Raw genomic sequence first — 25,836 nt, forward strand, 5'->3', positions numbered from 1 at the left:
GATGGACACCAAGAATATGACTGAAAGACTAAAAAGTATAGTCATTCCTTCATGTTCATACCATGACCCAACTATTACCTTGAAATTTCCTTACTTGAAATCTGACAGCGAGACAAAATTTATAAGTATAACAAACCATAAAGGCACAGATATAGAAATATGGGCCGATGAAGTTGGATATTTATATGAAGTAAATTTATTAATTTATAAAGAGATTGCATTTATAAATGATATAGTTATATCAAATATTGAAATAGGAATTCCATGTTTTAATTACGGCCAAATTGAATTTGCTTCTAAATCAATAAATTTTGAATGCAAAAACTTAAAAATCAGCACTACTTCGAAAGATTTAGTAATACAGTTTTGTCGTTGTAGTTTACAAGAAATTAGATGGATTGGATATGATAAGATGTATTATGGAGTAAACGTAAACAACATCTTAACAAGTATAATTTATAAAGATTATGGTTGTAAAGATTTAGTCATCAAAGCGTAGCAATATTTTGCTGCAAATACTCTTTAAATCTTTTTTTAGATACGAAAGTCTCGATGAGCTTTAGGAGAATATTTTTTTCTTCTTCATCGAGTTCGTTGATGAGTTGGAGTTGTTCGATAGCAGCTTTATCAGCAATGGAGATATCAGCAGGAATAGAATTTGTGGGTAGTTCCAAAAACTCAATGAATGTTCTAGGATATAATGAATGAAAATATTATCTTGTGTAAAAAATAGATTATATGAATAAAGGAGCTGGATTGTTTGATGAGGAGTACAAGTTAGAACGAATTAGTAAGTTAGGCGACCCATTAGAGAAATTGAACAGTACGATAAACTGGGAGATTTTTCGTTCAATATTAAACAAGCACTTGAAAGTTGAAGGAGTTGCACCAGGTGGTCGGCCGCCATTTGATTATGTAATGATGTTCAAGATTTTGATATTGCAAGAATACTTTGGATTGAGCGACGAACAGATGGAATATCAAATAACAGACAGATTCAGTTTTATGCGTTTCTTAGGGTTACGCATACATAGCAAAGTACCGGATAGAAATACGATATGGAATTTTCGGGAGAAGATGAAAGTAGACGCATTGATGGAAAAGTTATTTAATCAATTTGGAAAGGAACTAGTGAAACAAGGTTTAATTGTGAATAAAGGAAAAATAATAGACGCTACAATAATGAACGCTCCGAAGCAACGCAATAGTCGCGAGGAGAATAATCAAATTAAAAGAGGTGAAATACCAGAGGAATGGAGTGATAAGAAATCTAGTCATAAGGATGTAGATGCGACATGGACACAAAAGAACAACAAGAATTATTTTGGATACAAGGATCACGTGAAGGTGGATGGCAAGAAAAAATTTATTGATAGCTACCAGGTTACAGAGGCTAGTGTTCATGATAGTGTAGGGGCATTAGATTTATTGAGCAAGAAGGATAAAGGACAATCCCTTCATGCAGACAGCGCATATACGGGAGAGGCATTTGAAAAGGCGGTAAGTAAAATAGGTATGAAAAATAAAATTCACGAGAAGGGTTATCGTAATAATCCATTAAGTGAAGGTCAGAAAGAAATGAATAGTAAGAAGAGTAAAATCCGAGCACGAGTGGAACATGTGTTTGGGTTTATGCATCAAAGTACTGGCGGGGTTATAATAAGAACGATAGGAGCTAAATTAAAAATCGGTTTGTTGAATTTAACATACAATTTATTCCGATATAGTTATTATATGAAGGCTTGATGGGATACGTGTGTCCATGATTGACCAAAACGAGCTAAAACAAAAAATAAGAAAACAAAACCGACATAATCGGTTCAAAGTTTAGCCACTTTTTATACAAAAATGAAAATTAACAACACAATTTTAGCGGATGGTTACAAAAGATGGTTTTTAGAAATACCCTTGTATCATTGAAATAGATGACATTATCTACAGACATACCAAAATTTTTAGCGATAAGGATAAGACAATCAATAGGTACTTCCTATTGATTGTTTTCCATTTTGGAGTAACAAGACCGATGAGTATGGATAAGATCAGCCATTTGCTGCTGAGTGTAACCCTTACTTTCCCTAAGCTTTTTAAGACTATCGCCTATCTTCATGATTATGAAATTATCGCACAAAGGTACGATAGTAGCACAAAAAATGCAATAATGATCTAAAATAGAAAACTAAATAGTTCTAATATAGAACTTTTATTTAACTTTGCGATGTTCTAAATACTCACAAAGTAAAATTTATGGAGATCAAAGACATCAAAAGCAAGTTATCCCTCACCGATGTCCTAAAGCGCTACCACTTTTTTGCATTATCTTTGTAAATTGGAGATTTATGCCGGAGATTAGTAGATTTTATGGGATAATTATTTATATGTTCTTTAATGATCATAATCCACCTCATTTTAAAGTAAAATATGCTGAATTCGAAGCTAATGTTCTTATAAGCAATGGGTCCATTTTAGATGGTGATCTACCTGTTAGTAAGTTAAAACTTGTGAGTGCCTGGGCAGAAATTCACAAAGATGAACTTAATGAAATGTGGCATTCTAAAAATTTTCACACAATAGACCCTCTACAATAATGCGAAAGATAGTTGAGATAAAAATTTCACATCCATACGTAGTCATATGCAAATTTGATAATGGAGAGACAAGGATGTTAAATCTTGAGAATGTTCTTGACAGAAATGGAACATTCGCTCAAAAAGTATTTGAAGGGGATAAGTTCAAAGAAGTGCAAATCGGGGATAATGGCGAACTCTTTTGGCTTGGCATAGCTGAAATGAAAACTTTGGAAGGTACTACTATACCTTGTGAATATGATATTTGTCCGGATTTTGCCTATATGGAATCTACAGTTGTATCATCAAAGACGTCCCTATCTTAATAGTGAGTAAACGATCCGATTTTCAATCGGAAAATCGTGACACGGAGTCACGATTTAGTGAGCGAACTGTGCAAAGCTTTGCACAGCTTTGTGAAAGCCTTAAAAACACCACCGCAGCCTATACATTGGCGGCTCTTCCACTTGTTACTCCTGTCCCAATCCAAGATGTGCAAATCTTCGACTATGCAGTCGCACATAAATCAGTAAACTCATCTTACGGTCTCACAGCATCAAATGATGACACTTTCATAATCGGCAAAGACCCATATACAAGTGATCAACAACGAAGCAGTGATCAATAAGAAATCAATGATACTGACTCGATATAGCGCAAGTTTTGAAGGAGTGTATTCAAAATGCAATGCTTATTCTTTATTCTAACCATGTGCTTAAACTAATTGAGTATTTTATTAAACTTCGGAGTAAGTTAATTTAGCCTGGAGTTCTTTGACTTTTGGCCTATGGTTTTCATTGTTCTTTTGGCTTGATCCAAAAGAACCAAAAGATCAAGGCTGTTTTCATTTCTTAACGACTTTGTATTCATTCAAAAACTAAAATGAAAAAGGCCGGATTTAGATATTGAATATTTTTTCAATGATTTTGGCTTTGAACCAATTTAATTATTGGTTGACTGTTCTCATTGTCCATTTGTCTTGATCCAAATAAACCAAAATTGGTACTTACATATAATGCTCAGCTTGAAAATTAGACGGTCAAAATTATTTCGGTATCTCCATCAAGAATTTCTACTTTTGGAGTTTTCAGCTAAGTCCGCCATCTAGAGTGTAGCTATCTGACTTGCTAAAAGATTTGCTACCCTCAAAAACGGCAAAGAAAGCAATCCCGATGGCACAAAAATTGATGCAGAGGATGTTGTTAAGTCAAGTAAGATTTTGGATAATATTTTTAATCAGTATTGCTAAAAACAAATAATCTTGATTTAAACATCATTTGGGTGGAATGAGCTCATCACAGAAATCAGCAGTGCCGCTCTACACAAAGCATGAATAATGAAAGGGGTGGACTATCGAATAAAATCATGTTCAAACTTGATACAGGCAAACAAAATACTCTACCTGAATATATTGTATTTCAAAATACAATATATTGCTCGGAAACCATCGCGCCAGCCTATTTTCTTTCCCTCAGCATAGGTTCTTCCATAATATGAGATTCCTATTTCATAAATACGGATATTTGGAATGCGAGCGATCCGAGCTGTAACCTCCGGCTCAAAACCAAATCTCTTTTCCTTCAAATCCAATGACTGAATGATATCCCTGCGAAACAACTTATAACAGGTCTCCATATCGGTCAGGTTGAGATTAGTAAATACATTGGATATTGTGGTGAGAATTTTATTCCCTATAGAATGCCAGAAAAACAGGATTCGATGCGGTTTCCCTCCCATAAAACGTGAACCAAAGACCACATCTGCAAATCCATCCAAGATGGGTTTGAGCATAAGACGATACTCTTCCGGATCATACTCTAGGTCAGCATCCTGGATGATGATATAGTCTCCCTGAGCTTTTCTGATCCCTGTATGCAAAGCAGCTCCTTTCCCTTGGTTAACTTCATGTTTGTAATAGGAAAATTGTTCTCCGGGATGCGCATTCATGTATTTCTGAATCGCCCCTTCACTATTATCTTTACTACAGTCATTAACCAGAATTATTTCACGATCTATACCTTCAGGCAGTTGAGCCTGAATGATTTTGTCGAGGATGAGATGTATTGTCCTTTCCTCATTGTAAACCGGTATAACTATAGAAAGTGTAGCCATCGCTGTAAAACTTGCAATCTATTACAAAAAACGTACCATATTTAGCCGATTACATGAAACCTATCATTTCACTGATTTCCATTTGTAAAGTTTGAATCCATCATACTCTTTATACAATTCCAAATTATCTTTAACTGCAAGCAACTGTGTCTGACAAGGATGCCGATTAGCTTCTACCTGCCCCGCAACGAACAAATAATCGATACGGCGTGAAGCAAGGCTGTCGTACACGAATCTTTCATTAGAGCAAGCCTGCAACATCAAAGCTTGAAAATTTGAAAATGGCATTCTGTCACTGATCCATCTCAAAGGAAAATAATCTACTGTAGCTTCATAGTTTTCGAGTATGATTATCTTTTTGTCAGAATAAGTCAAATGATTTCCCAAATGGCCCAACATCCAATGATTCGTCGCATCGATCGGCAATACCAATGATCCTTCCGGAATATCCTCTATCGCATGATGAACCCGATCCGTCAGAGCTGCCAATTTTTTCATCTCATATCGGTAATAATCTATTCTCAAATACATCGCCAATACAATAAATGGCGCTACGAGATAGATCGCTGAGACAATTTCTGCCTCACTGATGAGCCAGGCAATTAGGAACAAATAGAAGAAAAATATAAGTCGATAGGTAATAAATCCTCCATGTCCATCACTGTCAGGAAACGAAAATGCGCTCACAATAAACATCAAAAACACCAAAACAAAAAATAGCCGAGTCGGCGACCACCTTCTCCAACTTTCCTGACCGGATTTTAATTTTTGGAATATCAAAAAAATTACTGCACTGAGTAAAAAAAACAGCGAAATGAACATCAGGTAGGTATATAGTCTTTCCCTCTCAGACAATAATCCAAAAATATCCAGTTGGACAAAATGTGTTAGTATCTCTGATGATTTTTTATATTCCTTTTGAAGAGAATTATCTCTGCCTGCCAGATAACGCACTGTTAGAAAAACGGGTAGAATAGTGACCGGAATTAAATTTAGTAATTTCTTCCGGTTAATTTTGTTTTGACTTGATATGGAATAAGAAATCACCAATAAAACTGAGCATGCGCATAAAAATATAAATACAAACACATGTGCCTGAAAGCTGAGTAAAAACAGAATGAAGATCAACATCAACTTTCTGTTCCACCAGGTATCAGATAGCATATAACGAGACAGGCAAGCCAGTGTCCAAAACATGAGTGCAACAGCCAACAGATAATTGTAAAAACCCATCAACAGGAAAAAATTGAACGGCACGATAATCAATAATATTAAATGGACGAGATGAAGTTTTGTACCGCAATTTTTTAAAAAAGAGACAATGCTCAGCGGGATAGATACGCAGAGTAAAAACTGAAAAATGATCTCTGCCTTTTCCATAGAAAACAACTGACAAAGTCCCATCAATATAAAATGACTCAAGTTGTTGGGAATCGTCCATGAATTTACCTTAAAATATTCTGCATAATTATTTCCACCTTTAAGAAAATCGGTCATGATTTTCACATTATACATATGTGCAGGTCCGTCAATGCTATAGAACTTGCCAATCACCAAACTAATCCCCAAAATCAGGGCGAATAGTAACAGGGAAAATATAAATGAGCTTTGTTTAAATCTAAAGGTTATGGATTGCATAGGTACCGAGGATTTGTGATGAGTAAGTATCGCTTATGTCATTTGTGCAATGGTTTGGATGAATGGAATACGTTTATAACGATCCAACCGACTCATTCGTTATGGCGAATAAAAGTTTATGTGTGATTCCTCATGGTTTCACCATTTTATTTTGAAAATTACTCCTCTTCTAGTGTAGGAATGTTGATTTCTTCCCTTTCATCTTCCGGCTTGAATTCCAGCCAGAATTGATTGACCTGATTGCCATTGACGAGAGTGACTTCCTGCAGATTGATCAATTCCAGGAGAGCCAGGAAGGTGATAATGGCATGCACACGGTTTTCGCAATCTTCAAAGATCTCTTCGAACGCTGCTTTAGGTTTGGTCGAGAGAATATGATTGATTTTGGCTTGCTGCTCTGCAATGGTATATTCGTAATTGTAGATCTGGTGTACGACTGTGGTGGGTTGCTGAAACTTGTCAACCAACTTCTGGAACACCTTTAGCAAGTGGAAAAGATTGAGAGTCTCCCACTCTGCATCGACCAGTGCCCGTTGCGCCAGTTGGTTGAACTCTGAGACAATATTGCCTCTTGTAACCCTAAAATACCGATCATCCTCCATCTTGCTGAGATCATCGATAGCTTCCTTTACAGCTTTATACTCCAAAAGCTTTTGAACCAACTCGGCTCGAGGATCTATCTCTTGATTGTTCTCGTCCAGTTCTTTACGTGGGATGAGCATCTTGGCTTTAATGCGAATCAGGGTTGCTGCTACGAGGATAAATTCGCTTGCAAGGTCAAGATTCAATGACTCACATTGTCTGATATATTCTAGAAATTCTTCAGTAATACGAGAGATCGGAATGTCATAAATATCGAGCTCGTCCCTCTCTATAAAGAACAATAGCAGGTCAAAGGGACCCTCGAACTGTTGCAATTTGATTTTATAACTTTCCAAAGCTCTCCGATTGGGTTGGCGAAGATAGCGCAAAAATGACTCATTTATCCATACGGTATGTTAAATCCCATAGCTATTCCATTTTTTTGAATACAATCGCAATTGCCCAGTATGGTGAATTCTCCAATTTCAGGCAGTTCAATCGATGCATGTCTACCCTGTACCGTAAACACTTTCAAACCACATATACATAAATATTATATATATATAATTTTCATATTCTATGGTTTAGAACTTATTAGTCCAGATGGTATGGAAAACCAATCTATACGTGAATTTGGATTGTAAATCTGAAGAGTTTGCGTTTATTTGATGAAATTTGCCCTGTAAAGTAAAGCGATACATGATCCAGGGTAAAATCTATCTCGTGCCAGTACCTTTGGGTGGTAGTTCAATGGAGGTGCTTTCAGCTAAAGTCATCGCCATGATACATCAGCTGGATACTTTTGTAGTGGAAAATGCCAAAACAGCGAGACAACTCATTAAAGCATCAGGCACAGCCAAAGCGATCTCCCAATACCAGATAGTTGAAATAGATCGGAATTCGCCGTTGGCTGTGTGGCCGGAATTATACTCTCTCATCAAAGAAGGAAAGGATGTCGGACTGATGTCTGAGGCAGGGATGCCGGCTATAGCAGATCCGGGCTCAGAACTCGTTGCACAGGCACACATCAATCGGGTGCAGGTAGTGCCGCTGAGTGGCCCAAACTCGATGATGATGGCTCTGATGGCCTCAGGATTACCCGGACAAAGCTTTTGTTTTCTGGGATATCTTCCGGCAAAGAAAGATGCCCTGCGTCAGAAAATTGTTTCACTTGTAAATGAAATCCGACTCAACAAAAGAACTTATCTTTTCATGGAAACTCCCTACAGGAACACACAGATGATGGAGATGCTGCTGGGCCATGTACCGGATCAATTTACTCTCTGTGTTGCTGCAGGACTGGAAACTGACAAAGAGTATATCCACACTTACACCATCAAGCAATGGAAAAAAACAAATGATTTCAATCTCTTGGAAGACAATCCCGCGATATTCGTTCTTGCAGCGATGTATTAGAATTTTCTCAGAAATAAAGGACAGAAAATGAATTACAACTTCCCAAAGCCGGTACTGCAAAATCGCTTCTAAAAATTATTTTAACTACCCGCAAAAATGCTTCCATCAAGATTATGAGATGAAATTCAATAATGATCCATTTGATCTGCACCCTCAAGTCTATATGCTTTGCTTGATTCCAAAGAAATGAATTATTCAAGATAGTGTAATGTGTTTGGTTCCTTCAAAACGAATCTAAACTCAAGAATAAGAGATCACTGATTTAATCTCCTGAGGTCAATTATAAGGCCCGGCAAAGTATTGCCCGGTTCCTGCAAGATCGGGTGAAACATCCACCAGATTTTCGATTTGCGAAACCATTTGGTCAGATCAAGAGCTCTGGTATTCATCAAAGATGAATTGCAAATATGCAAATTGGATGAGTGATTCGTACTTTTTTGCATGGAGAACATGTTAACTTTGCCGTCCAATCCAAATTCATTTTTGATGAAAAAAATTCTTTCAGGTATCCAACCTACAGGGGACATACATCTTGGCAACTATTTTGGTGCTATCGACAATTGGGTCAAGTTGCAAGACAACTACCTTTGTACATATGGTGTCGTGGATTATCACTCTATGACTATGCCTTATGACCCTAAGAAACTCAAGGAAAATACCTGGAAAATGGCCTTCCAGATACTCGCCTGTGGCGTAAAGGTCGAGAATCTTTTCATTCAATCGCTTGTCCCGGAACATACAGAACTGGCTTGGATTCTGGGATGTGTATGCTCGTATGGAGAGCTATCGCGAATGACACAGTTCAAAGACAAATCCGAACAACTCAACGACAAAGGCAAGGATTCGGTCATTTCAGCAGGTTTATTTTATTATCCGGTGCTTCAGGCTGCCGATATCTTGATCTACCATGCTGACCTGGTACCTGTCGGAAAAGATCAGGAACAACATCTCGAACTCTCGCGCAACATCGCGCAACGATTCAATTTTCTGTACAACAAAGAATATTTTCATCATCCCGATCCTCTCTTTACTGAGACGCCAAAAATACTTTCACTCGCAGATCCCACACGAAAAATGAGTAAATCTCTGGGAGAAAAACATCATATCAATGTCTTCGGCGAAGAAGCTCAGATCCGCAAACAAATACGATCTGCCGTAACGGATGCAGGTGAATCATCAGGAAATGAAATGAGCGCAGGTGTGAAAAATTTGTTCGAAATCTTGAAGGCTTGCGGTGATCTAAACTCATACAATTCTCTGATCCGGGAATATCACTCACAACCATTGAAGTATTCTTCTCTCAAGGAAGCCGTCGCTGAGGCGCTGGTTGCAAAACTTAAACCATTCCACGAGAATTTACAACAAATTCAGGAAAACAAAAAAGACATCAAAAATCAAATCAAGGCATCATCTGAAAAGATACGCGAGCGTGCCTGGCAGACTGTCAAAGAAGTGCGAGAAATAGCAGGCTTGTAATCGTCAAATCAGATTATTTTCCTGAGCTGCAACCTGGATTTATTTCAGAGCAGGATCTTTTATTTTGTAATTACAAATTTTGCTGTCACACCTTGGGATTGGATAAAATAAATTCCCGGCTGTGTAATAAAAATTTCATTCACAGGAGAATTTTGAGAAAGGATCAACTGCCCGTAACTGTCCACGATCCGGAATGGCACAAAATCATTTTCATATGATAATTTGATCAGTCCGGTAGATGGATTCGGATAAACAGAGATGACCGAAGGCAGGTAAATATCTTTGGTTCCCGTAGTCTTTTTCTCAGGATTGATTACCAGCAGAGAAACGACATTGGTGATCACTGCAGGATTGCTGTCAAAGTAAATTCCAGCACGATTGTGGATCAATGTATTTACGCGCAAATCTTTCTTCTGTTGTATAAAAAACTGGACAAATCCGTGACTATTTGTTTCATCTGTTTTTGAATCAACGAGTGCGATCGGTTCAAACACAAAATTCATGGTATTGCCTTCTACCTGCAATTTGAAAGGGTGACTGGATAATCCGAGCTGGACGGTTTTAATATCCAGCACACTGGTATCAATGACGTCAGTCACGCGCACCCGGTATGCCGTATCATTTCCTGTGTTTTGAAACCGGATAATATATTGCAGTTGTTGATTTCTCAACACGCTGGCAATCTCTGCTTTAGAAATGGGTACAGCATATTTTTCATTAGGATCAAATGAGCCCCTGATGATCCCGCAGATCATGGTTTGTGTCGGCTTAGAAACACCGCTAAAAATATCTGCGTATGAACTAAATTCATTACCTGTGCAGTTTTCGATTCCTTCCCAATCTTCAATAATTTGATCACCTGTCAGATCGTCTACAGAAATTGAAATTTGTTGTGCATTATTTTCAGTTAATATATCCTGATATGAATTGGCTGCTAAAATAATTGGCACAGAATCCGTTCTGAGAAAATTTTTAAAAATCTCATAGGCTGAAAATATCGGTGTACTGCCATGATTGAATATTCTGAATCTCACACTGTCCATTTGACAAAATGATTGAATGTAAATATCATGGTCGCTACCTGCAATTACAGGACTGCAGTTGTGATCTGGTGTCACATATATTGGGATGCACAATTTTTGTCCAAGAATCATTGAGTCGCATGGTATTTTGAAACTCAATAAAAACTGATTTTCCTGGCCGGGGCCGATATCGCCCAGCTGTACCCGATACTCACCACCAAAGTTATTGACGAATGGTCTGTTGACAAGCACATTATGTATAAAATCAGGTATCTTGATCGTAGCAAAAACGGATTGCGCGGTGGCGTTGCCCTCATTCCTCACTCGGATAGTGACATTGTTGATCTCACACAATCTCATTCTGGAAAGGACTGCCTTCACTGACAGCAACGCACAATCTTTTACAGTGCGTTGACCAAAGTCAAAAGTATCTAAGCGAGTATTTGCAGCGCTGATATTGAATTCATGTCTGCCTGAAGCCGGACAAGCCAGCTGATATAAATATAATGAATCCGGCATCTCCAATACATGGTCACCGTCATTCACAAAAAAAGAATAATAACCTTGTGCGTCAGTAAAAGTAAAATAATTTGTATCCAGCGTGACTCGTTTATCAATTAAAGGCCGGCCACCCAGTGCATTGCAATTGATGTTGGGATCTGCAAACACATGTCCTGAGATCGTCCTGCCCATGATACAGGAAAAATCAACTCCGGAAAGGTCCAATCTTCTGTTCGCCTTCAGGTCAGGGATAGGAGCAGAAATATTATTTGGACAAAGCCCCAGATAACTAAGATTGCGGAGTTCTGACATCGTGTACGGCAACGGACCACTGAGTTGATTGTAGGAGACATCCAAATGGAAAAGATTGGGTGAGTATTTTATGCCAAGAGGCAAATTACCAGTAAGTTGATTATGAGACAGATCAAGTGCAGCAAGACTTCCTCTTGTGAAAATACTTTCAGGTATAGTCCCTGTCAGTTGATTGTACTTCAAACTCAACTGATACAAACTATTGCTCAGGGGAGGTATTGATCCACTCAAATTGTTATTCCCCAGGTTCAGATTTGTAATCGCCTTTGCCTGAACCAGTTCTGTTGGGATGGTACCACTTAAATTATTGTGCGAAGCGGAAAAATGTACAAGTTCGCTGAGCTGGCCAAAAGTAGCCGGGATGGATCCTGTCAATTGATTGAAATCCAAGTACAGGTACTCTAATTTATTCAGTTTGCCAAATTCTGCCGACAATGTGTCACTCAAGTGATTATCTGACAAATCCAGACGCTTGAGAGATTCAAGTTTTTTAAAATTCTCTGGTATGATTCCGGTGATATTATTCTTAGTGATCATGAGGACTTCTAAGTATTTGAGATTTCCAATCTCTTCAGGCAGACCACCCCATAAATAAATACATTCAGATATTTTGAGAGATGTTAACATAGGCAAGTATCCAAGCTCCAATGGTAGTTCTCCTTCAAAATCATTTTTGCTCAAATCCAGAGTTACGAGCGAAGGCAATAGGCCAATAGTCGGCGGAATATATCCATTCAGATGATTTCCAACGAGAACAAGTACTTCAAGCGATTTGAGTCGGTCCAAAAACTGAGGCAAATTTCCTGTGAGCTTATTGTTGCTCAGGGTTAATATCTGCAATCCTCCCAAATCACAAATGCTTTCAGGCAATGTTCCTGTCAGTCGATTATTGTTTAATTCTATTCCGCTGACACAACCATTTCCGTTCAGACTAATCCCAAACCAGGTGCTTACAGGGCTGTTGAGATCCCAAGTACGGGTCCACGCCGGTCCATTCGTATTCTGATACAGCTCCACCAGAATCAATGAATCCCCTACATGAGTACAAGCAATCTGTGCTTTCACTTGAAAGTGGGCAATCAGAAGCACAATCCAAATCCAAATACTCCTAAACATAGTAACACCTTTTGTTGAAATAGAATCCTTAAAACCTGAAATAGCTGCCTAATGTTTATTGAAAAATTCTAAAATAGAATCCAAAACTCAGATCCCATGATTCATTCTGTGGCACAATGAACCAAAAATCAATGCGCAATGGATGTCATTTGCAAAGCAAAACTCATCTCGCAAATTCCAATTTGGATTGTTCACAATGAATCCATTTGTGACATGAATATCTTTTTCTATTCATAGGCTGCTATTTTCATTTATATTTTTCAAAAATACTATAATATAAATTTACTTTAACAAAAAATTAAAATGTAATTGATCGACAATTTCAACCTTATAGTTAGTTTTGTAAAGTGAAATCTTTTGCAATCAGTTTTTTGATATATCTTTTAGGCTTGAGTTTTGTACCATGCCGGGATTTTATTCAAAACTGCAATAATTCTTCCGATTTTTTTCATGTACATCAATTGGAGGATAATCTTCCTGATGATTCAGAACATGATGGACACGAGCGTCATCCACACAAAGACAATTGCAATCCGCTCTGTAGCTGTAGCTGTTGCGGAACAGCTGCATTGCTCACAGTATTCAAAAATTTTCACATCAAAATCCAGAGAATTGGTATTGCATTAAAAATGATACCTTACTATAATGAAACTTTATCCAATGAATCTGTAGCCAATATCTGGCAGCCTCCTAAATTTTCTGCTTAATTTATTAGAAAAATTTGTCTCGTTAAATCTTGATTTGTACAAGCTGAAGAGCGCTTCTACAAATTGTTCTGCTGCATGATACCACACCATACATGAGTATGTGCTTTGGAGCCTATTCCATTTATCAACATTAAGAAGAAAATTAGTGCTAAATCAAATTATAAAATTCAGTATAAGCAACAAACTGGTCATAGGTCTGGTGACTTTGTTGCTCATCATTTGGGGCGTTTGGAGCGCCTCGAAATTGCCCATAGACGCTGTCCCGGATATCACTAACAATCAGGTACAAATCATCACTGTTTGTCCTTCACTCGCAGGTCAGGAAGTAGAACAACTTGTCACTTTTCCCATTGAACAAAGTATTGCAAATCTTCCTCAGCTTGAAGAGACCAGAAGCATTTCAAGATTTGGACTTTCTGTCATTACTTTAGTTTTTTCTGATGATGTGGACATTTATTTTGCCCGACAATTGATCCATGAAAAAATAACTGAAGCAAGTGAAAATATCCCAAGAGGAATTGGAACTCCGGAATTGGCTCCCGTCAGTACCGGACTTGGTGAGGTCTATCAGTACATCATCCATCCCAAAAAAGGGAGTGAATCAAAATACAATGCCAAAGATCTCCGCACCATGCAGGATTGGATTGTAGCACGACAATTGAGAGGTACTCCCGGCATTGCTGAGGTAAATAGTTTTGGCGGAGAATTAAAACAATATGAAGTTGCTGTAAACCCAAATCGATTAAAAGCAATGGGTGTAAGTATTACAGATATTTTTTTGGCTCTGGAACATAATAATCAAAATACGGGTGGTGCTTATATCGATAAAAAACCCAATGCCTATTTTATTCGCGGTGTTGGATTGTTGACTTCATTGGAAGATGTAAAAAACATTGCCATAAAAAATACAGGTATTCCAATTTTCATCAAAGATGCAGCCGAAGTGAGATTCGGCAGTGCAACCAGATATGGCGCTTTGACTTACAATGGCGAAGTTGATGCAGTAGGAGGAGTGGTAATGATGTTAAAAGGAGAGAACAGCAATGAACTGGTGAATAAAATCAAAGAAAAATTACCTACAATACAAAAGTCTCTGCCTGAAGACATCGTAATCGAACCTTACCTGGACAGGACTGTATTGGTAAAAAGTGCCATGAGTACAGTAGAGAGAAATCTCATTGAAGGTGCACTGATCGTGATCTTTGTTCTGGTACTTTTCTTAGGCAATTTCAGAGCCGGTTTGATTGTAGCATCTGCCATTCCGCTTTCGATGTTGTTTGCCTTAGGTCTCATGCATGTATTTAAAGTAAGTGCCAATTTAATGAGTCTGGGTGCCATAGACTTTGGCTTGATAGTAGATGGCGCCGTAATCATAGTAGAAGCCACATTGCATCATCTGGGCTTGAGAAAAGATAAAAACATATTGACACAAGAGGAGATGGATACTGAGATTTTTCAGTCTGCTTCCAAAATCCGCAATAGTGCTGCATTCGGTGAGATCATTATTCTGATTGTATATATTCCTATTCTCAGTTTAGTAGGTATTGAAGGTAAAATGTTCCGACCTATGGCCCAAACTGTAAGTTTTGCAATTCTTGGAGCACTCTTGCTTTCGATCACATATATCCCAATGATGTGCTCATTATTTCTTTCCAAAAAGATGAATTACAAACAAAATTTCTCAGACAAAATGATGATTTTTATGTATTCATTTTATCAACCGCTTTTAACAAAGTTGCTAAAAATTAAATATTTACTTGTAGGAATATTTGCAATTCTTTTTTTCATCAGCTTATATATATTTTCCAAAATGGGCGGAGAATTTATTCCCACATTAAATGAAGGTGACTTTGCGTTTCACTGCATTCTGCCGCAAGGGAGCTCTCTTAGTCAAAGTATTGAAACTTCAATGCAAGCGAGCAGAATCATTAAAGATTTTGATGAAGTAAAAATGGTTATCGGCAAGACAGGCGCAGCGGAAGTTCCTACTGATCCAATGCCTCCTGAAGCAACGGATATGATGATCATATTAAAACCTCCCAAAGAATGGAAGTACAATAAATCATACGAAGATTTGGCCGACGAAATGATGGAAAAACTGGAAATAATACCCGGAATATTTTTCGAAAAAAATCAGCCTATCCAGATGAGATTTAATGAACTTATGACAGGTATCAGAGAGGATGTAGCTGTGAAAATATTTGGTGAAAATCTGGACAGTTTATTCTTTTATGCCAATCAGGTAAGCCATGTTGTATCAAGCGTGTCCGGTGTTACCACGCCCCAGGTAGAAAGGATAACAGGCTTACCACAAATCAATATAGAATATGACAGAGCCAGAATTGCAAACTACGGGCTCAACATTGAAAATATCAACGATATCGTCAGTACGGCATTTGCAGGAAAAACAGCAGGAGTAGTTTACGAAAATGAAAGAAAATTTGATCTGGTGGTGCGACTAGACAGCAACTTTCGAAGCAATATTGACGATGTTGTTCATTTGTTGATTCCAACTCACGGTGGTCATCAAATACCTTTATCCCAGCTGGCTGACGTGAGCTATAAACTAGGACCTGCACAAATCAGTCGTGAATCCGGAAAGCGGAGAATTGTCATTGGATTTAATGTGAAAGACAGAGATGTGCAAAGTATTGTGGAAGAAATACATGACAAACTATCAAGCCAAATCAATTTACCCAGCGGCTATTACTTCACATATGGTGGTACATTTGAAAACCTTCAAAAAGCCAGCAATCGATTGATGATAGCTGTACCCATTGCTTTATTTCTCATACTTTTTTTGCTCTATTTCACATTTCGCAGTATGAGGCAAACTTTTTTAATTTTTACTGCCATTCCTATGAGTGCCATAGGTGGTGTTTTTGCATTGCTGATGCGAGGAATGCCTTTTAGCATCAGTGCAGGGATCGGCTTCATTGCATTATTCGGCGTGGCAGTACTCAATGGTATCGTGCTCATCAGCACATTCAATACGCTGGAAAAAGAAGGTTGGACAGACCTTATAAAACGCGTTATGGAAGGTACTAAAATCAGATTAAGACCGGTACTGATGACTGCCATGGTAGCAAGCTTAGGATTCCTTCCGATGGCTTTGAGTACAGGTGCCGGTGCAGAGGTTCAAAAGCCACTTGCGACCGTTGTTATTGGCGGCTTAATCACTGCCACTTTTTTGACATTATTTGTATTGCCTGCTTTATACATCATATTCAATTCAAAATTAAATCCACGCTCAAATATGAAAATTGCTATCAACAGCATGCTGATTCTATGCATACTGATCTCAGCAAAAACAAATGCACAGACTTTAATCATTAGAAATAGTGATGATGCAATCAACATCGCACTTAAAAATAATCTTAGCCTAAAAGAAAGTTCTCTCCAAGTACAGGCACAACAAGCGTTACAGCGAACTGCCTTTGAACTTCCCAAGCTGGCATTGGATGTCCAACTCGGCCAATTCAACAGTAATCAATTTGACAATGCAATATTGTTATCGCAAACCATACCATTTCCAACAGTATTCAAGGCTAAAAAAGAATTGCTCAGAGTCCAAACCGAGAGCAAGGAGGTACAGATCCAAATTTCAAAAAATGAGTTGAAAAAAGAGGTAAGAAATTATTACTCCCAAATCGAATTTTATCAAAACAATCAGACTGTATTATGGGAATTGGATAGCTTGTACAATGAATTTATCCGGGTAGCACAACTCAAATATAAAACCGGAGAAACCAGTAAAATAGAATTTTATTCAGCAGAAACCAGAAAAGGTGAAATCAATTTATTGATGTTACAGAATCAGGTATTTCTGGAAAATGCTTACCAACACCTGAAGGTTTTGCTCAATACTACTGACAGTTTAAATATCATCCATCCATTGATCTATAGTCCAATAGTCATAAACGAGATCTTGGATACAAATTTTATTTCCATTCATCCCAGCTTGCAAGCATTAGAAAAAGAGTTGTCTGCTTTAAAACAATCTAAAAAAGTTGAGAAAGCTATAGCCATGCCGGATTTTAGTATAGCTTACAACAATCAATCCATCACAGGTGTACAGACGATCAATAATGAGGAGGTGTACTTTGATGAAAAAGATCACTTCAGTTCGGTCAGTCTGGGAATTAGCATTCCAATCAGTTATGGTACGAACAAAGCAAAATTGAAGTCTCTCGAATATCAAATTCAAGCCAGGGATGCACATGTAAAACAACAAGAACTTTTACTATCAGCGCAATTAAAAAACATATTAGTTCAATATAGGCAAGATGTTCTGCAATTTAATTATTATCGGGACCTTGCACTTCCCAAGATCGAAGAAACAGTGAAAGCAGCACAACTTGGATACCGTACAGGAGAGATCAGTTATGTAGAATACTTGTACACTCTCCAAACGGCAAAAGACATGCGTTTAAATTACCTGAAAAGCATATTGCAGATTAACCAATCTGCAATCGCCTACTTAAATTTAACTAATCAATAAAAACCAAAATTGATGATACTACAATCCGATAAAATATATTTATCCAAGCTTCCGACTATTGCTTGTTGCATATTCATAAGTCTAACTTCTTGTCACAATCACAAGGAGGGTGATAATCATTCTCATGGTGAAGAACATGAGACAATAAAAACTGATCCGGAAGACAATCATGAAGATGAATCATCAACGATCGCTGAACTTTCAGAGGAACAAATCAAAGCAGTCGGTATCAATTTTGGCACTATAGAATCAAAAGAACTTACCGCTACTCTCAAAGCTACGGGAGTGCTTAAAGTGCCTAACAATAACAAAGCCAACGCCAGCTCCCTTTACGGTGGCGTAATCCAATCACTACATGCGCAGATCGGAACTAAGGTAAAAAAAGGACAAGTACTGGCCACTATTGTAAATCCTCAATTTATCCAACTACAAGAGGAGTACCTTACTATTTTGAGTAAGATTAACTTAGCTGAACAAGAGTTAGACAGACAAAAAGAATTGGTCGAAGGTCAAGCAGGAGCAAAAAAGAATTTACAAAATATCGAAAGTGAATTGAAAATTCTCCTGACGCGCAAAGCCGGTCTCCACAAACAACTTGAGCTGATGGGTATCAAGCCCAGTCAAATATCAAACAGTAATTTGAAATCAGCATTGCTTGTCACCAGCCCAATTCCGGGAACTATCAGCAATGTATTTGCAAAAATCAGAAGTTATATCGACGTCGCCTCACCTGTAGCAGAAATTGTTGACAATAATGCCCTGCATTTGGATTTAAATGTTTTTGAGAAAGATCTGCCTTTGATTAAAATCGGCCAGACGATTCACTTCACATTGACCAATAATCCATCACAGGAATACGACGCTACTGTTTTTAGTATAGGGACCGCCTTTGAAAATGAGAGCAAAACAATTCCAGTGCATTGTGCTGTCAGCGGAAACAAATCAAACTTAATAGATGGTATGAACATCACTGCTATGGTAAGCATGAGCAAGAACATAACGACTGCAGTGCCCTCAGATGCCATCGTTGAATCTCAGGGAAAGTTCTATATATTTATAGTTACAGACAAAAATGCAGAGACTCACCACGAGGACCATCATATGGATCATCAAACGGAAGAACAGGACCAACATCAGGCGGTCGTGAATTTTGAAAAAATCGAGGTAGCAAAGGGAATTACAAATATGGGTTACACAGCGATTACTCCTTTCTCTAACTTACCGAAAGATGTAAAAATTGTGACCAAAGGTGCATTTTTTATCAATGCCAAATTCAATACAGCACCGGGTCATGTTCATTGATACAAATAAAAATATCCACCACCTGTTTGGACAAACCAGATACTTTCTTCCACTTCAAAAAATTAGTAATAATATATCCACAATTCAATCAACTTATTGCTCTCCAAACTATTTTATTAACAGTGTGAAGTCTATTAAATTCAATACCATTTCATATCCCAAAATCAAATTGATTATTAATGGATTAAACCGATTGAGTAAATACTGAGGACGCGAATTATGAAATGATAATGATATATTGCTTAAAACAAAATTTCCGGCCAACATTAAAATGGAACATAAACACAAATACGATTCACAAGGCAAACAACTCTGTTGTACTCAAACGCAAAAAATATATCAAAATGCAGGGGCAGAAAAATTAATTCAATACCCAACAGATACTGCAGATCAAACTGACGACCATCATGATCATGATCACGAACATGAGAGTGTCACCGGACACGACGAGTACGGCAAATTAAAAATGTTCCTTCCACCAGCAATCTCAGTTTTCATATTGATCACCGGATTGACTCTGGACAATTTTATAAAACCCACATGGTTTACATCTCATATTAGACTGCTCTGGTATTTGATTGGTTATTTGCCGGTTGGATTTCCGGTCCTCAAATCTGCTATTGAGGCGATGCGTAAAGCAGAAATATTCTCAGAGTTTTTTCTCATGGGAATAGCTACTATCGGCGCATTTGTCATAGGTGAATATCCGGAAGGTGTAGCAGTAATGACTTTTTATGCAATAGGTGAAGTATTTCAAACTTTGGCTATTCGGAGAGCTAAAGCCAACATCAAGTCATTACTGGATCAAAGACCTGACGAAGTGAGTATTCTGAAGGATAATTCGAGGATAATCATCAAAGCAGAAGAAGTCAATATTGGCGATATACTACAACTCAAACCCGGAGAAAAATTGGCATTGGATGGAGAATTGATATCAGAAAAAGCTTCCTTCAACACCTCTGCTCTTACCGGAGAAAGTTTACCTGAAACAAAAACCAAAGGACAAACTGTATTTGCAGGTATTGTCAATTTAAATACTACCACATTGGTAAGGGTGACGAGCAATTATCAAAACAGCAAGCTGAGCAAAATACTGGATTTGGTCCAAAATGCTTCCTTGCAAAAAGCTCCTACAGAACTATTTATAAGAAAATTTGCTAAAATTTATACTCCATTTGTTGTTATAATCGCCATTGCCATTACTATCATCCCCTTCTTTCTTGACAGCCGGTATGTGTTTAATGAATGGTTTTACAGAGCTTTGGTTTTTCTTGTAATTTCTTGTCCATGTGCTCTGGTGCTTTCCATTCCTTTAGCTTATTTTGGTGGAGTCGGATCTGCCGGTAAAAATGGAATATTATTTAAGGGCGGAAATTTTCTTGACAGAATTGCCAATGTGCAACATGTGGTCATGGACAAAACCGGAACACTTACTGAAGGAGTATTTAAAGTTCAAGAGATTGCCCTTGGACCTGAATGGAACAAAGAGGAAATTCTGCAATTGGTCAACGCGTTGGAAAGTCATAGTACACATCCTGTGGCGACTGCTATCCATGACTACGTTGGCAAAATAGATCACGGCATACGTTTAGAAAATGTAGAAGAAATCGGTGGATATGGATTAAAGGCTGTTTTCCAAAATAAGGACTTTCTATGTGGAAATTTTAAACTCATGGACAAAAATAATATTCAATATGACATTGACCCTGCCACTATTCTCCACACTTCAATAGCTATAGCACTTGATAAAAAATTTGTAGGCTATATCACCATTGCCGATAGCTTAAAATCTGACGCAAAAATGACCGCAGAACGATTGAAGTCAATGAATATTAAAATCACATTGCTAAGCGGTGACAAGAATACAATTGTCCAAAAGATAGCAGAGCAACTGGGAATAAAAAACGCTTTTGGAGAATTGCTTCCTGAAGATAAAGTTGAGAAATTAAAAGAAATAAAATCTCAATATCAAAGCGTTGCCTTCGTTGGTGATGGATTTAATGACACTCCCGTATTGGCGATCAGCGATATCGGAATTGCGATGGGAGACAAAGGTAGTGACGCTGCTATTGAAACCGCTGATGTAGTAATTCAAGACGATCATCCCAGCAAAATTCTGACCGCTATTCTCATAGGCAAAAAAACGAAGCGAATTGTTTGGCAAAATATTGCATTGGCATTCTTGGTAAAGGCCATCGTATTGGTACTTGGCGCAGGAGGATTGGCGACTATGTGGGAAGCAGTTTTTGCTGATGTAGGCGTTTCCTTAATTGCAATACTCAATGCTACAAAAATTTTCTACACAAAATACGATCTCTCGAATTAAAAATCAAACTCCAGGGTATCTCCGATTTTCAATTTTGGACCCGGAGGATTCTTGGTTTGCTGGTAAGATTCTACTTTTACCAATGGTATATCTTCGATTTTATTGCCGATGGCTTTCCAGCCTTTTATATCGACAAATTCAACAAGTGTGAGGATCTCTTCTGATTTCTCATTTTTGCGTTTGTAACTGAATAGCACTTCAGGATTTTCCCCTGTTCCTGCCCAATACATTTTTGAATCTTTGTGATCAGTGATAAACTGAAATTTTTGTCCGAGGCTACTGGTTTCAATTTTAAATCTCTTTGCCATGGACCATTTTTTTTCACCTTCAAAGTAAACTGTGGAAACTACAATATCCTCTTTGAACTTTACCATAGAATACAATTCAGCAAAAGCATATCTATTTTGCATATCGTATTCTGTAATTTCATAGCTGCCGTCTTTATAGATAGCGAGTAATTTATCACCTTTATTCAATCCTCCCAAAAACCAACCTCGTTCTTCAGCATTGAGTCTGCCCGTGTGTGGATCAAACCAGACATTTTGAGATCCCAAAGTAGATTGCCCTTTTTCCCTCAGGCTGATTTTGCGAACCGGATACTTGGTGACAATATTTCCTTGGGACGATCTACCTTTGATTTCAAGTTCAGCAAAATTAAAATCAAACTGCTTGATCTTTGCACTGCATCCTGCAGTAAGATAAACTGATACGATTTCTGCCTCGCCCTCAGGATTTGCAGAAAAATAAAGCAATCGCGATTTGGGATGACCCTTTGTCAGATCGTATTCTTTGTCTCTGGTAATTCCCGTGACATTAAATCTCTTAGCCATTGCCCTACCCGTTTCTCCGTCAAGATAAATCATGTTGTACGTTGTGCGCTCGTCAGCTTTCTTCCAGACATCTACATGACGTAAATCTTTTCCCACATATGTTTTTTCAGCAATGCGTGTAACCATCATTTTCGCATCTCCCCGAAATGCGATGATATCGTCTATATCAGAACATTCTTTGATGAATTCATCTTTCTTTAAGCCATATCCTACAAAGCCATCCTCTCTGTTGACGTACAGTTTTGAATTATTTGCGACAACTTGCACTGCCTGTATGGCTTCAAACTCCATGATTGTCGTTTTGCGTTCTCTGCCTTTGGAATATTTATTTAATAAATTTTCAAAATAATGGATCGCAAAGTCTGTAATGTGTTCAATATCATGTTCCGTTTTCTTCAACTCACTTTCGAGCGCTTTCAGATTTTCATCCATCTGAAATTTATTGTACTTGGAAATTCTCTTGATACGGATTTCTGTCAGATGAGTGACATCATCATCGGTTATTTCTCGGTTGAGTCTAATGCGTTTGTCAGAAGCAACTGCTTTTTCTGAAGGAGTGGCAACGAACTTGCGCAAGCCTTTGTGGATGGTTTCTATTACTGCTTCGAAACTATTGCACTCTTCAATGTCCCTATATATGCGATTTTCAATAAATATTTTTTCCAGGGAACTGAGATGCCATTTTTCCAAAATTTCACTCTTCTTGATTTCCAATTCCTTGAGCAAAAGATACTTGGCATGTTCGGTACTAATACGCAACAACTCATTTACTTTCAGAAACACGGGTTTATCGTCAACGATCACGCAGGCATTTGGCGAAACCGAGAATTCGCATTGTGTAAAAGCATACAGCGCATCAATGGTCACCTGGGGAGAGACTCCGCTTTGAAGTTCGATCAATATTTCGACATCCTTTGCAGTGTTGTCAGAGACTTGCTTGATTTTAATTTTTCCCTTATCCGCGGCTTTGATGATGGATTCGATCAGTGAGCCTGTAGTTACGCCATAGGGTAATTCGCGAATGATGATGTTCTTTTTGTCTTCCACCTCCATCTTCGCACGGATTTTTACTTTACCGCCTCGCAATCCCTGTTGGTAATCACTGATGTCGATCTGTCCTCCGGTCTCAAAATCGGGATAAATTTGAACGCTTTTGCCTTTTAATATTTGAATACTCGCTTTGATCAGTTCTATAAAATTGTGAGGCAGTATTTTTGTAGCAAGTCCCACGGCTATACCTTCCACTCCTTGTGCCAAAAGCAGAGGAAATTTCATAGGGAGGGCTACGGGTTCTCTTTTTCTGCCATCATAAGAAAGCTGCCATTCAGTAAGCTGCGGGTTGAAGGCCACATCAAGTGCAAACTTGCTCAGTCTGGCTTCGATATATCTCGGTGCAGCAGCCGAATCTCCGGTCCTATAGTCTCCCCAGTTGCCCTGTGTGTCGATCATCAGATCTTTTTGACCCAAGTTGACCAGAGCCTCACCTATAGCTGCATCACCGTGAGGGTGAAACTGCATCGTCTGCCCGATGAGATTGGCCACTTTGTGATACCTCCCATCTTCAGCCTCGTACATGCTATGCAATATTCGCCTTTGAACAGGCTTGAGTCCATCTTCGATAGCCGGTACCGCCCTTTCCAGTATCACGTAACTGGCATAGTCTAAAAAATAGTCCTGGTACATTCCATCCAGTGTCGTGATATGTCCCTGATGAGATTCCGAGTTTTGTTTTTCTGACATACTATGATCGATTAATATTGAACTCTACGCCTTTTCTTGTAAGTGAATGTGGAAAAGTACCACATAAGACCTTGAGTCAATTGGCAAAATTAATCGCTTTTATCATATTAAGGATTATTTATATATAAAAAATACCTGTTTTCCTGACAATCCGATTTTGCTTTATAGAACCTGTATAAATCCCGATTCGATAAAAAAAACCGAAAAATGGATATTCAATAAGCCATCCTCCACTATGTCATTGCAAAAAGCGCTTAAAATCAAGTTTTCTTCCAGGTGACATCCGGATCCCGCTGCTCTCTGATTCATGAAGACCATTCCCAGAAATCATCTCAATTCTGTGAGATTTTTTACTTTTACAAGCTCATGTGGGGATTCATGTCCATCCTCATGATGGAAAGATTTTGATCTCTACATGTTATTCAGTTCTCTAAAACGTGTCACCAGTTCCGGAAAATATATACCGGAAATAGATGCTTTGCGTTTCATTGCAATCGCGATGGTCGTATTTTCTCATATCAGTGAATTAATATTTCGGCAACCGCAATCTTTTTTTATACAGAACAAATCAAATTATTCAGGATTGCACAGCTGGATGAGTCACGGTTTTTTTGGTGTAGATATTTTCTTTGCAATCAGTGGATTTATACTTGCACTGCCATTCGCTGAATCGCTGCGCAATGGTTCCACTTTTCCTTCCTTGCGTTCCTACTTTCGGAGAAGGCTTACACGTCTGGAGCCGCCTTATGTAATCAGTTTATTCATCTTCTTTATTGCATTACTCCTACTAAAAATTCACAGCTTTCAGGAATTGTGGAAGAGCTTTTTGGCTTCCTTATTTTATAGTCATAATTTTTTACATGACAGATCATTTTTACCTCTGATAAACAATGTCACCTGGAGTCTTGAAGTAGAAATTCAATTCTATATTCTGGCACCGTTCCTGATGATTTTATTGTACAAAATCAAGCAAGCTCAATACCGTAAAATATTGTTGATGGTTCTCATACTCTCTTTATCTGCATTGACAAAATTTACAAAACCTCAATACATCAGTTTGTATGAATACTTCCATTTTTTTCTGATAGGAATTTTAATATGCGAATATTTTCTCGATAAAAATTTCCTCGCATCTCCCGAAAGAAATGATTTCCTTAGATCAACATTTTTATTGCCGGTACTCGCGTGCATTATGATTGGTATGAAGCATACAGACATCACTTATATGGGCTCTATGCATCCTTCGCTCAAGGTCCTTCTCAGCACTTTACAATTACTGCTATTGATATTATTCTTTTATCTGATCTTGATCAAAGGATGGGGAAGCTTGTTTACCAGAAGCAGCTTGATTTGTATAATCGGTGGGATGTGTTACTCTATTTATCTCTTGCACAATCCGATTATTCAGGGACTAGGTCATCTCATGTTCAATGTATATCATGACAACTCTTTCCCGAAAACGTTTATCCAATATACTGCGATTCTGGTCTCTGCAGTAATGATGGTTTCCACCTTGTTTTTCATTTTTTTTGAAAAACCATTTATGTCAAAAAGATCCAAGAGCAGCACGAAATAAATGACTTCCAAATAGTTCCGCAAATACAGAACGACTCAGGCCTTTTTCAGGTGGAAGCATGGTGCGGGATTTTTGTGACAAGCTCTTTTGACCTCATTTATTTTTCTTGATC

19 protein-coding genes are annotated in these 25,836 nt (G+C 38.0%); 12 read left to right on the top strand and 7 right to left on the bottom strand.

What is annotated here, in order from left to right; genetic code table 11:
• Window position 1: 1 nt before the first annotated feature.
• On the top strand, window positions 2-499 hold the full coding sequence (locus IPI99_01380; protein MBK7339160.1) for a hypothetical protein: 498 nt from the start codon (window positions 2-4) through the stop codon (window positions 497-499).
• On the opposite strand, the gene IPI99_01385 is transcribed toward IPI99_01380, so the two are convergent.
• Entirely contained in the window at window positions 489-674 is a 186-nt protein-coding gene (locus tag IPI99_01385; GenBank protein MBK7339161.1) for a hypothetical protein, read from the bottom strand. The two genes, IPI99_01380 and IPI99_01385, sit on opposite strands and share 11 nt — an antisense overlap.
• Before the next feature lie 64 nt (window positions 675-738).
• On the opposite strand from IPI99_01385, the gene IPI99_01390 reads away from it, so the two are divergent.
• On the top strand, window positions 739-1,746 hold the full coding sequence (locus tag IPI99_01390; protein ID MBK7339162.1) for an IS5 family transposase: 1,008 nt from the start codon (window positions 739-741) through the stop codon (window positions 1,744-1,746).
• A gap of 244 nt (window positions 1,747-1,990) precedes the next feature.
• Here IPI99_01390 and IPI99_01395 read toward each other — a convergent pair whose 3' ends face one another.
• The gene (locus IPI99_01395) at window positions 1,991-2,110 is read right to left on the bottom strand and encodes a helix-turn-helix transcriptional regulator (protein MBK7339163.1); all 120 of its coding nucleotides are present in this window, start codon (window positions 2,108-2,110) and stop codon (window positions 1,991-1,993) included.
• Between the two features lie 229 nt (window positions 2,111-2,339).
• On the opposite strand from IPI99_01395, the gene IPI99_01400 reads away from it, so the two are divergent.
• The 3 genes from IPI99_01400 to IPI99_01410 are packed head-to-tail and all read left to right on the top strand — an operon-like array spanning window position 2,340 to window position 3,195.
• Window positions 2,340-2,588 carry a DUF4160 domain-containing protein gene (locus IPI99_01400; protein ID MBK7339164.1) on the top strand — a complete coding sequence of 83 codons (249 nt, stop codon included), beginning with the start codon at window positions 2,340-2,342 and terminating at the stop codon, window positions 2,586-2,588.
• Window positions 2,588-2,893 carry a DUF2442 domain-containing protein gene (locus IPI99_01405; protein MBK7339165.1) on the top strand — a complete coding sequence of 102 codons (306 nt, stop codon included), beginning with the start codon at window positions 2,588-2,590 and terminating at the stop codon, window positions 2,891-2,893. The genes IPI99_01400 and IPI99_01405 overlap by 1 nt, the downstream gene beginning before the upstream one ends.
• A 2-nt stretch (window positions 2,894-2,895) precedes the next feature.
• Window positions 2,896-3,195 (top strand): hypothetical protein, encoded by a 300-nt coding sequence (locus tag IPI99_01410; GenBank protein ID MBK7339166.1) that lies wholly within the window; start codon window positions 2,896-2,898, stop codon window positions 3,193-3,195.
• 770 nt (window positions 3,196-3,965) lie between these two features.
• Here the strand turns inward: IPI99_01410 and IPI99_01415 are convergent.
• The 3 genes from IPI99_01415 to IPI99_01425 form a co-directional block, all read right to left on the bottom strand.
• Entirely contained in the window at window positions 3,966-4,679 is a 714-nt protein-coding gene (locus IPI99_01415) for a glycosyltransferase family 2 protein (GenBank protein ID MBK7339167.1), read from the bottom strand.
• Window positions 4,680-4,742: 63 nt separating this feature from the next.
• The gene (locus IPI99_01420; protein MBK7339168.1) at window positions 4,743-6,317 is read right to left on the bottom strand and encodes a hypothetical protein; all 1,575 of its coding nucleotides are present in this window, start codon (window positions 6,315-6,317) and stop codon (window positions 4,743-4,745) included.
• A 158-nt stretch (window positions 6,318-6,475) separates the two neighbouring features.
• Complete coding sequence (locus tag IPI99_01425) at window positions 6,476-7,255, bottom strand: segregation/condensation protein A (GenBank protein ID MBK7339169.1); 780 nt, start codon at window positions 7,253-7,255, stop codon at window positions 6,476-6,478.
• A gap of 343 nt (window positions 7,256-7,598) precedes the next feature.
• On the opposite strand from IPI99_01425, the gene IPI99_01430 reads away from it, so the two are divergent.
• Complete coding sequence (locus IPI99_01430; protein ID MBK7339170.1) at window positions 7,599-8,315, top strand: SAM-dependent methyltransferase; 717 nt, start codon at window positions 7,599-7,601, stop codon at window positions 8,313-8,315.
• A 483-nt stretch (window positions 8,316-8,798) separates the two neighbouring features.
• Complete coding sequence (trpS, locus tag IPI99_01435; GenBank protein ID MBK7339171.1) at window positions 8,799-9,791, top strand: tryptophan--tRNA ligase; 993 nt, start codon at window positions 8,799-8,801, stop codon at window positions 9,789-9,791.
• A gap of 59 nt (window positions 9,792-9,850) precedes the next feature.
• Here the strand turns inward: trpS and IPI99_01440 are convergent, their stop codons facing one another.
• The gene (locus tag IPI99_01440) at window positions 9,851-12,742 is read right to left on the bottom strand and encodes a hypothetical protein (GenBank protein MBK7339172.1); all 2,892 of its coding nucleotides are present in this window, start codon (window positions 12,740-12,742) and stop codon (window positions 9,851-9,853) included.
• A 347-nt stretch (window positions 12,743-13,089) separates the two neighbouring features.
• Between IPI99_01440 and IPI99_01445 the strand changes: the two genes are divergently transcribed.
• From IPI99_01445 to cadA, 4 genes are all read left to right on the top strand, one after another.
• Window positions 13,090-13,449, top strand: coding sequence for a hypothetical protein (locus IPI99_01445; GenBank protein MBK7339173.1), 360 nt, complete (start codon window positions 13,090-13,092; stop codon window positions 13,447-13,449).
• Window positions 13,450-13,594: 145 nt separating this feature from the next.
• Window positions 13,595-17,950, top strand: a complete 4,356-nt coding sequence (locus IPI99_01450) for a CusA/CzcA family heavy metal efflux RND transporter (protein ID MBK7339174.1) — start codon at window positions 13,595-13,597, stop codon at window positions 17,948-17,950.
• A gap of 12 nt (window positions 17,951-17,962) precedes the next feature.
• Complete coding sequence (locus IPI99_01455; protein MBK7339175.1) at window positions 17,963-19,252, top strand: efflux RND transporter periplasmic adaptor subunit; 1,290 nt, start codon at window positions 17,963-17,965, stop codon at window positions 19,250-19,252.
• Between the two features lie 271 nt (window positions 19,253-19,523).
• Window positions 19,524-21,578, top strand: coding sequence for a cadmium-translocating P-type ATPase (gene cadA, locus IPI99_01460; GenBank protein ID MBK7339176.1), 2,055 nt, complete (start codon window positions 19,524-19,526; stop codon window positions 21,576-21,578).
• Here cadA and IPI99_01465 read toward each other — a convergent pair.
• Window positions 21,575-24,148, bottom strand: coding sequence for a DNA gyrase/topoisomerase IV subunit A (locus IPI99_01465; protein ID MBK7339177.1), 2,574 nt, complete (start codon window positions 24,146-24,148; stop codon window positions 21,575-21,577). The two genes, cadA and IPI99_01465, sit on opposite strands and share 4 nt — an antisense overlap.
• A gap of 415 nt (window positions 24,149-24,563) precedes the next feature.
• Here IPI99_01465 and IPI99_01470 point away from each other — a divergent pair, with 415 nt between their 5' ends.
• Window positions 24,564-25,724 (top strand): acyltransferase, encoded by a 1,161-nt coding sequence (locus tag IPI99_01470; protein ID MBK7339178.1) that lies wholly within the window; start codon window positions 24,564-24,566, stop codon window positions 25,722-25,724.
• The last annotated feature ends 112 nt before the right edge of the window (window positions 25,725-25,836 follow it).

The organism is Saprospiraceae bacterium, assembly GCA_016710235.1.
Taxonomy (GTDB): Bacteria; Bacteroidota; Bacteroidia; order Chitinophagales; family Saprospiraceae; genus Vicinibacter.

What these genes read in the sequence shown, in the direction of transcription:
- IPI99_01380 (MBK7339160.1), top strand. Translation starts at nt 2, where the DNA reads ATGGACACCAAGAATATGACTGAAAGACTAAAAAGTATAGTCATTCCT.
- IPI99_01390 (MBK7339162.1), top strand. Translation starts at nt 739, where the DNA reads ATGAATAAAGGAGCTGGATTGTTTGATGAGGAGTACAAGTTAGAACGA.
- IPI99_01395 (MBK7339163.1), bottom strand. Translation starts at nt 2,110, where the DNA reads ATGAAGATAGGCGATAGTCTTAAAAAGCTTAGGGAAAGTAAGGGTTAC.
- IPI99_01400 (MBK7339164.1), top strand. Translation starts at nt 2,340, where the DNA reads ATGCCGGAGATTAGTAGATTTTATGGGATAATTATTTATATGTTCTTT.
- IPI99_01405 (MBK7339165.1), top strand. Translation starts at nt 2,588, where the DNA reads ATGCGAAAGATAGTTGAGATAAAAATTTCACATCCATACGTAGTCATA.
- IPI99_01415 (MBK7339167.1), bottom strand. Translation starts at nt 4,679, where the DNA reads ATGGCTACACTTTCTATAGTTATACCGGTTTACAATGAGGAAAGGACA.
- IPI99_01420 (MBK7339168.1), bottom strand. Translation starts at nt 6,317, where the DNA reads ATGCAATCCATAACCTTTAGATTTAAACAAAGCTCATTTATATTTTCC.
- IPI99_01430 (MBK7339170.1), top strand. Translation starts at nt 7,599, where the DNA reads ATGATCCAGGGTAAAATCTATCTCGTGCCAGTACCTTTGGGTGGTAGT.
- IPI99_01440 (MBK7339172.1), bottom strand. Translation starts at nt 12,742, where the DNA reads ATGTTTAGGAGTATTTGGATTTGGATTGTGCTTCTGATTGCCCACTTT.
- IPI99_01455 (MBK7339175.1), top strand. Translation starts at nt 17,963, where the DNA reads ATGATACTACAATCCGATAAAATATATTTATCCAAGCTTCCGACTATT.
- cadA (MBK7339176.1), top strand. Translation starts at nt 19,524, where the DNA reads ATGGAACATAAACACAAATACGATTCACAAGGCAAACAACTCTGTTGT.
- IPI99_01465 (MBK7339177.1), bottom strand. Translation starts at nt 24,148, where the DNA reads ATGTCAGAAAAACAAAACTCGGAATCTCATCAGGGACATATCACGACA.
- IPI99_01470 (MBK7339178.1), top strand. Translation starts at nt 24,564, where the DNA reads ATGTTATTCAGTTCTCTAAAACGTGTCACCAGTTCCGGAAAATATATA.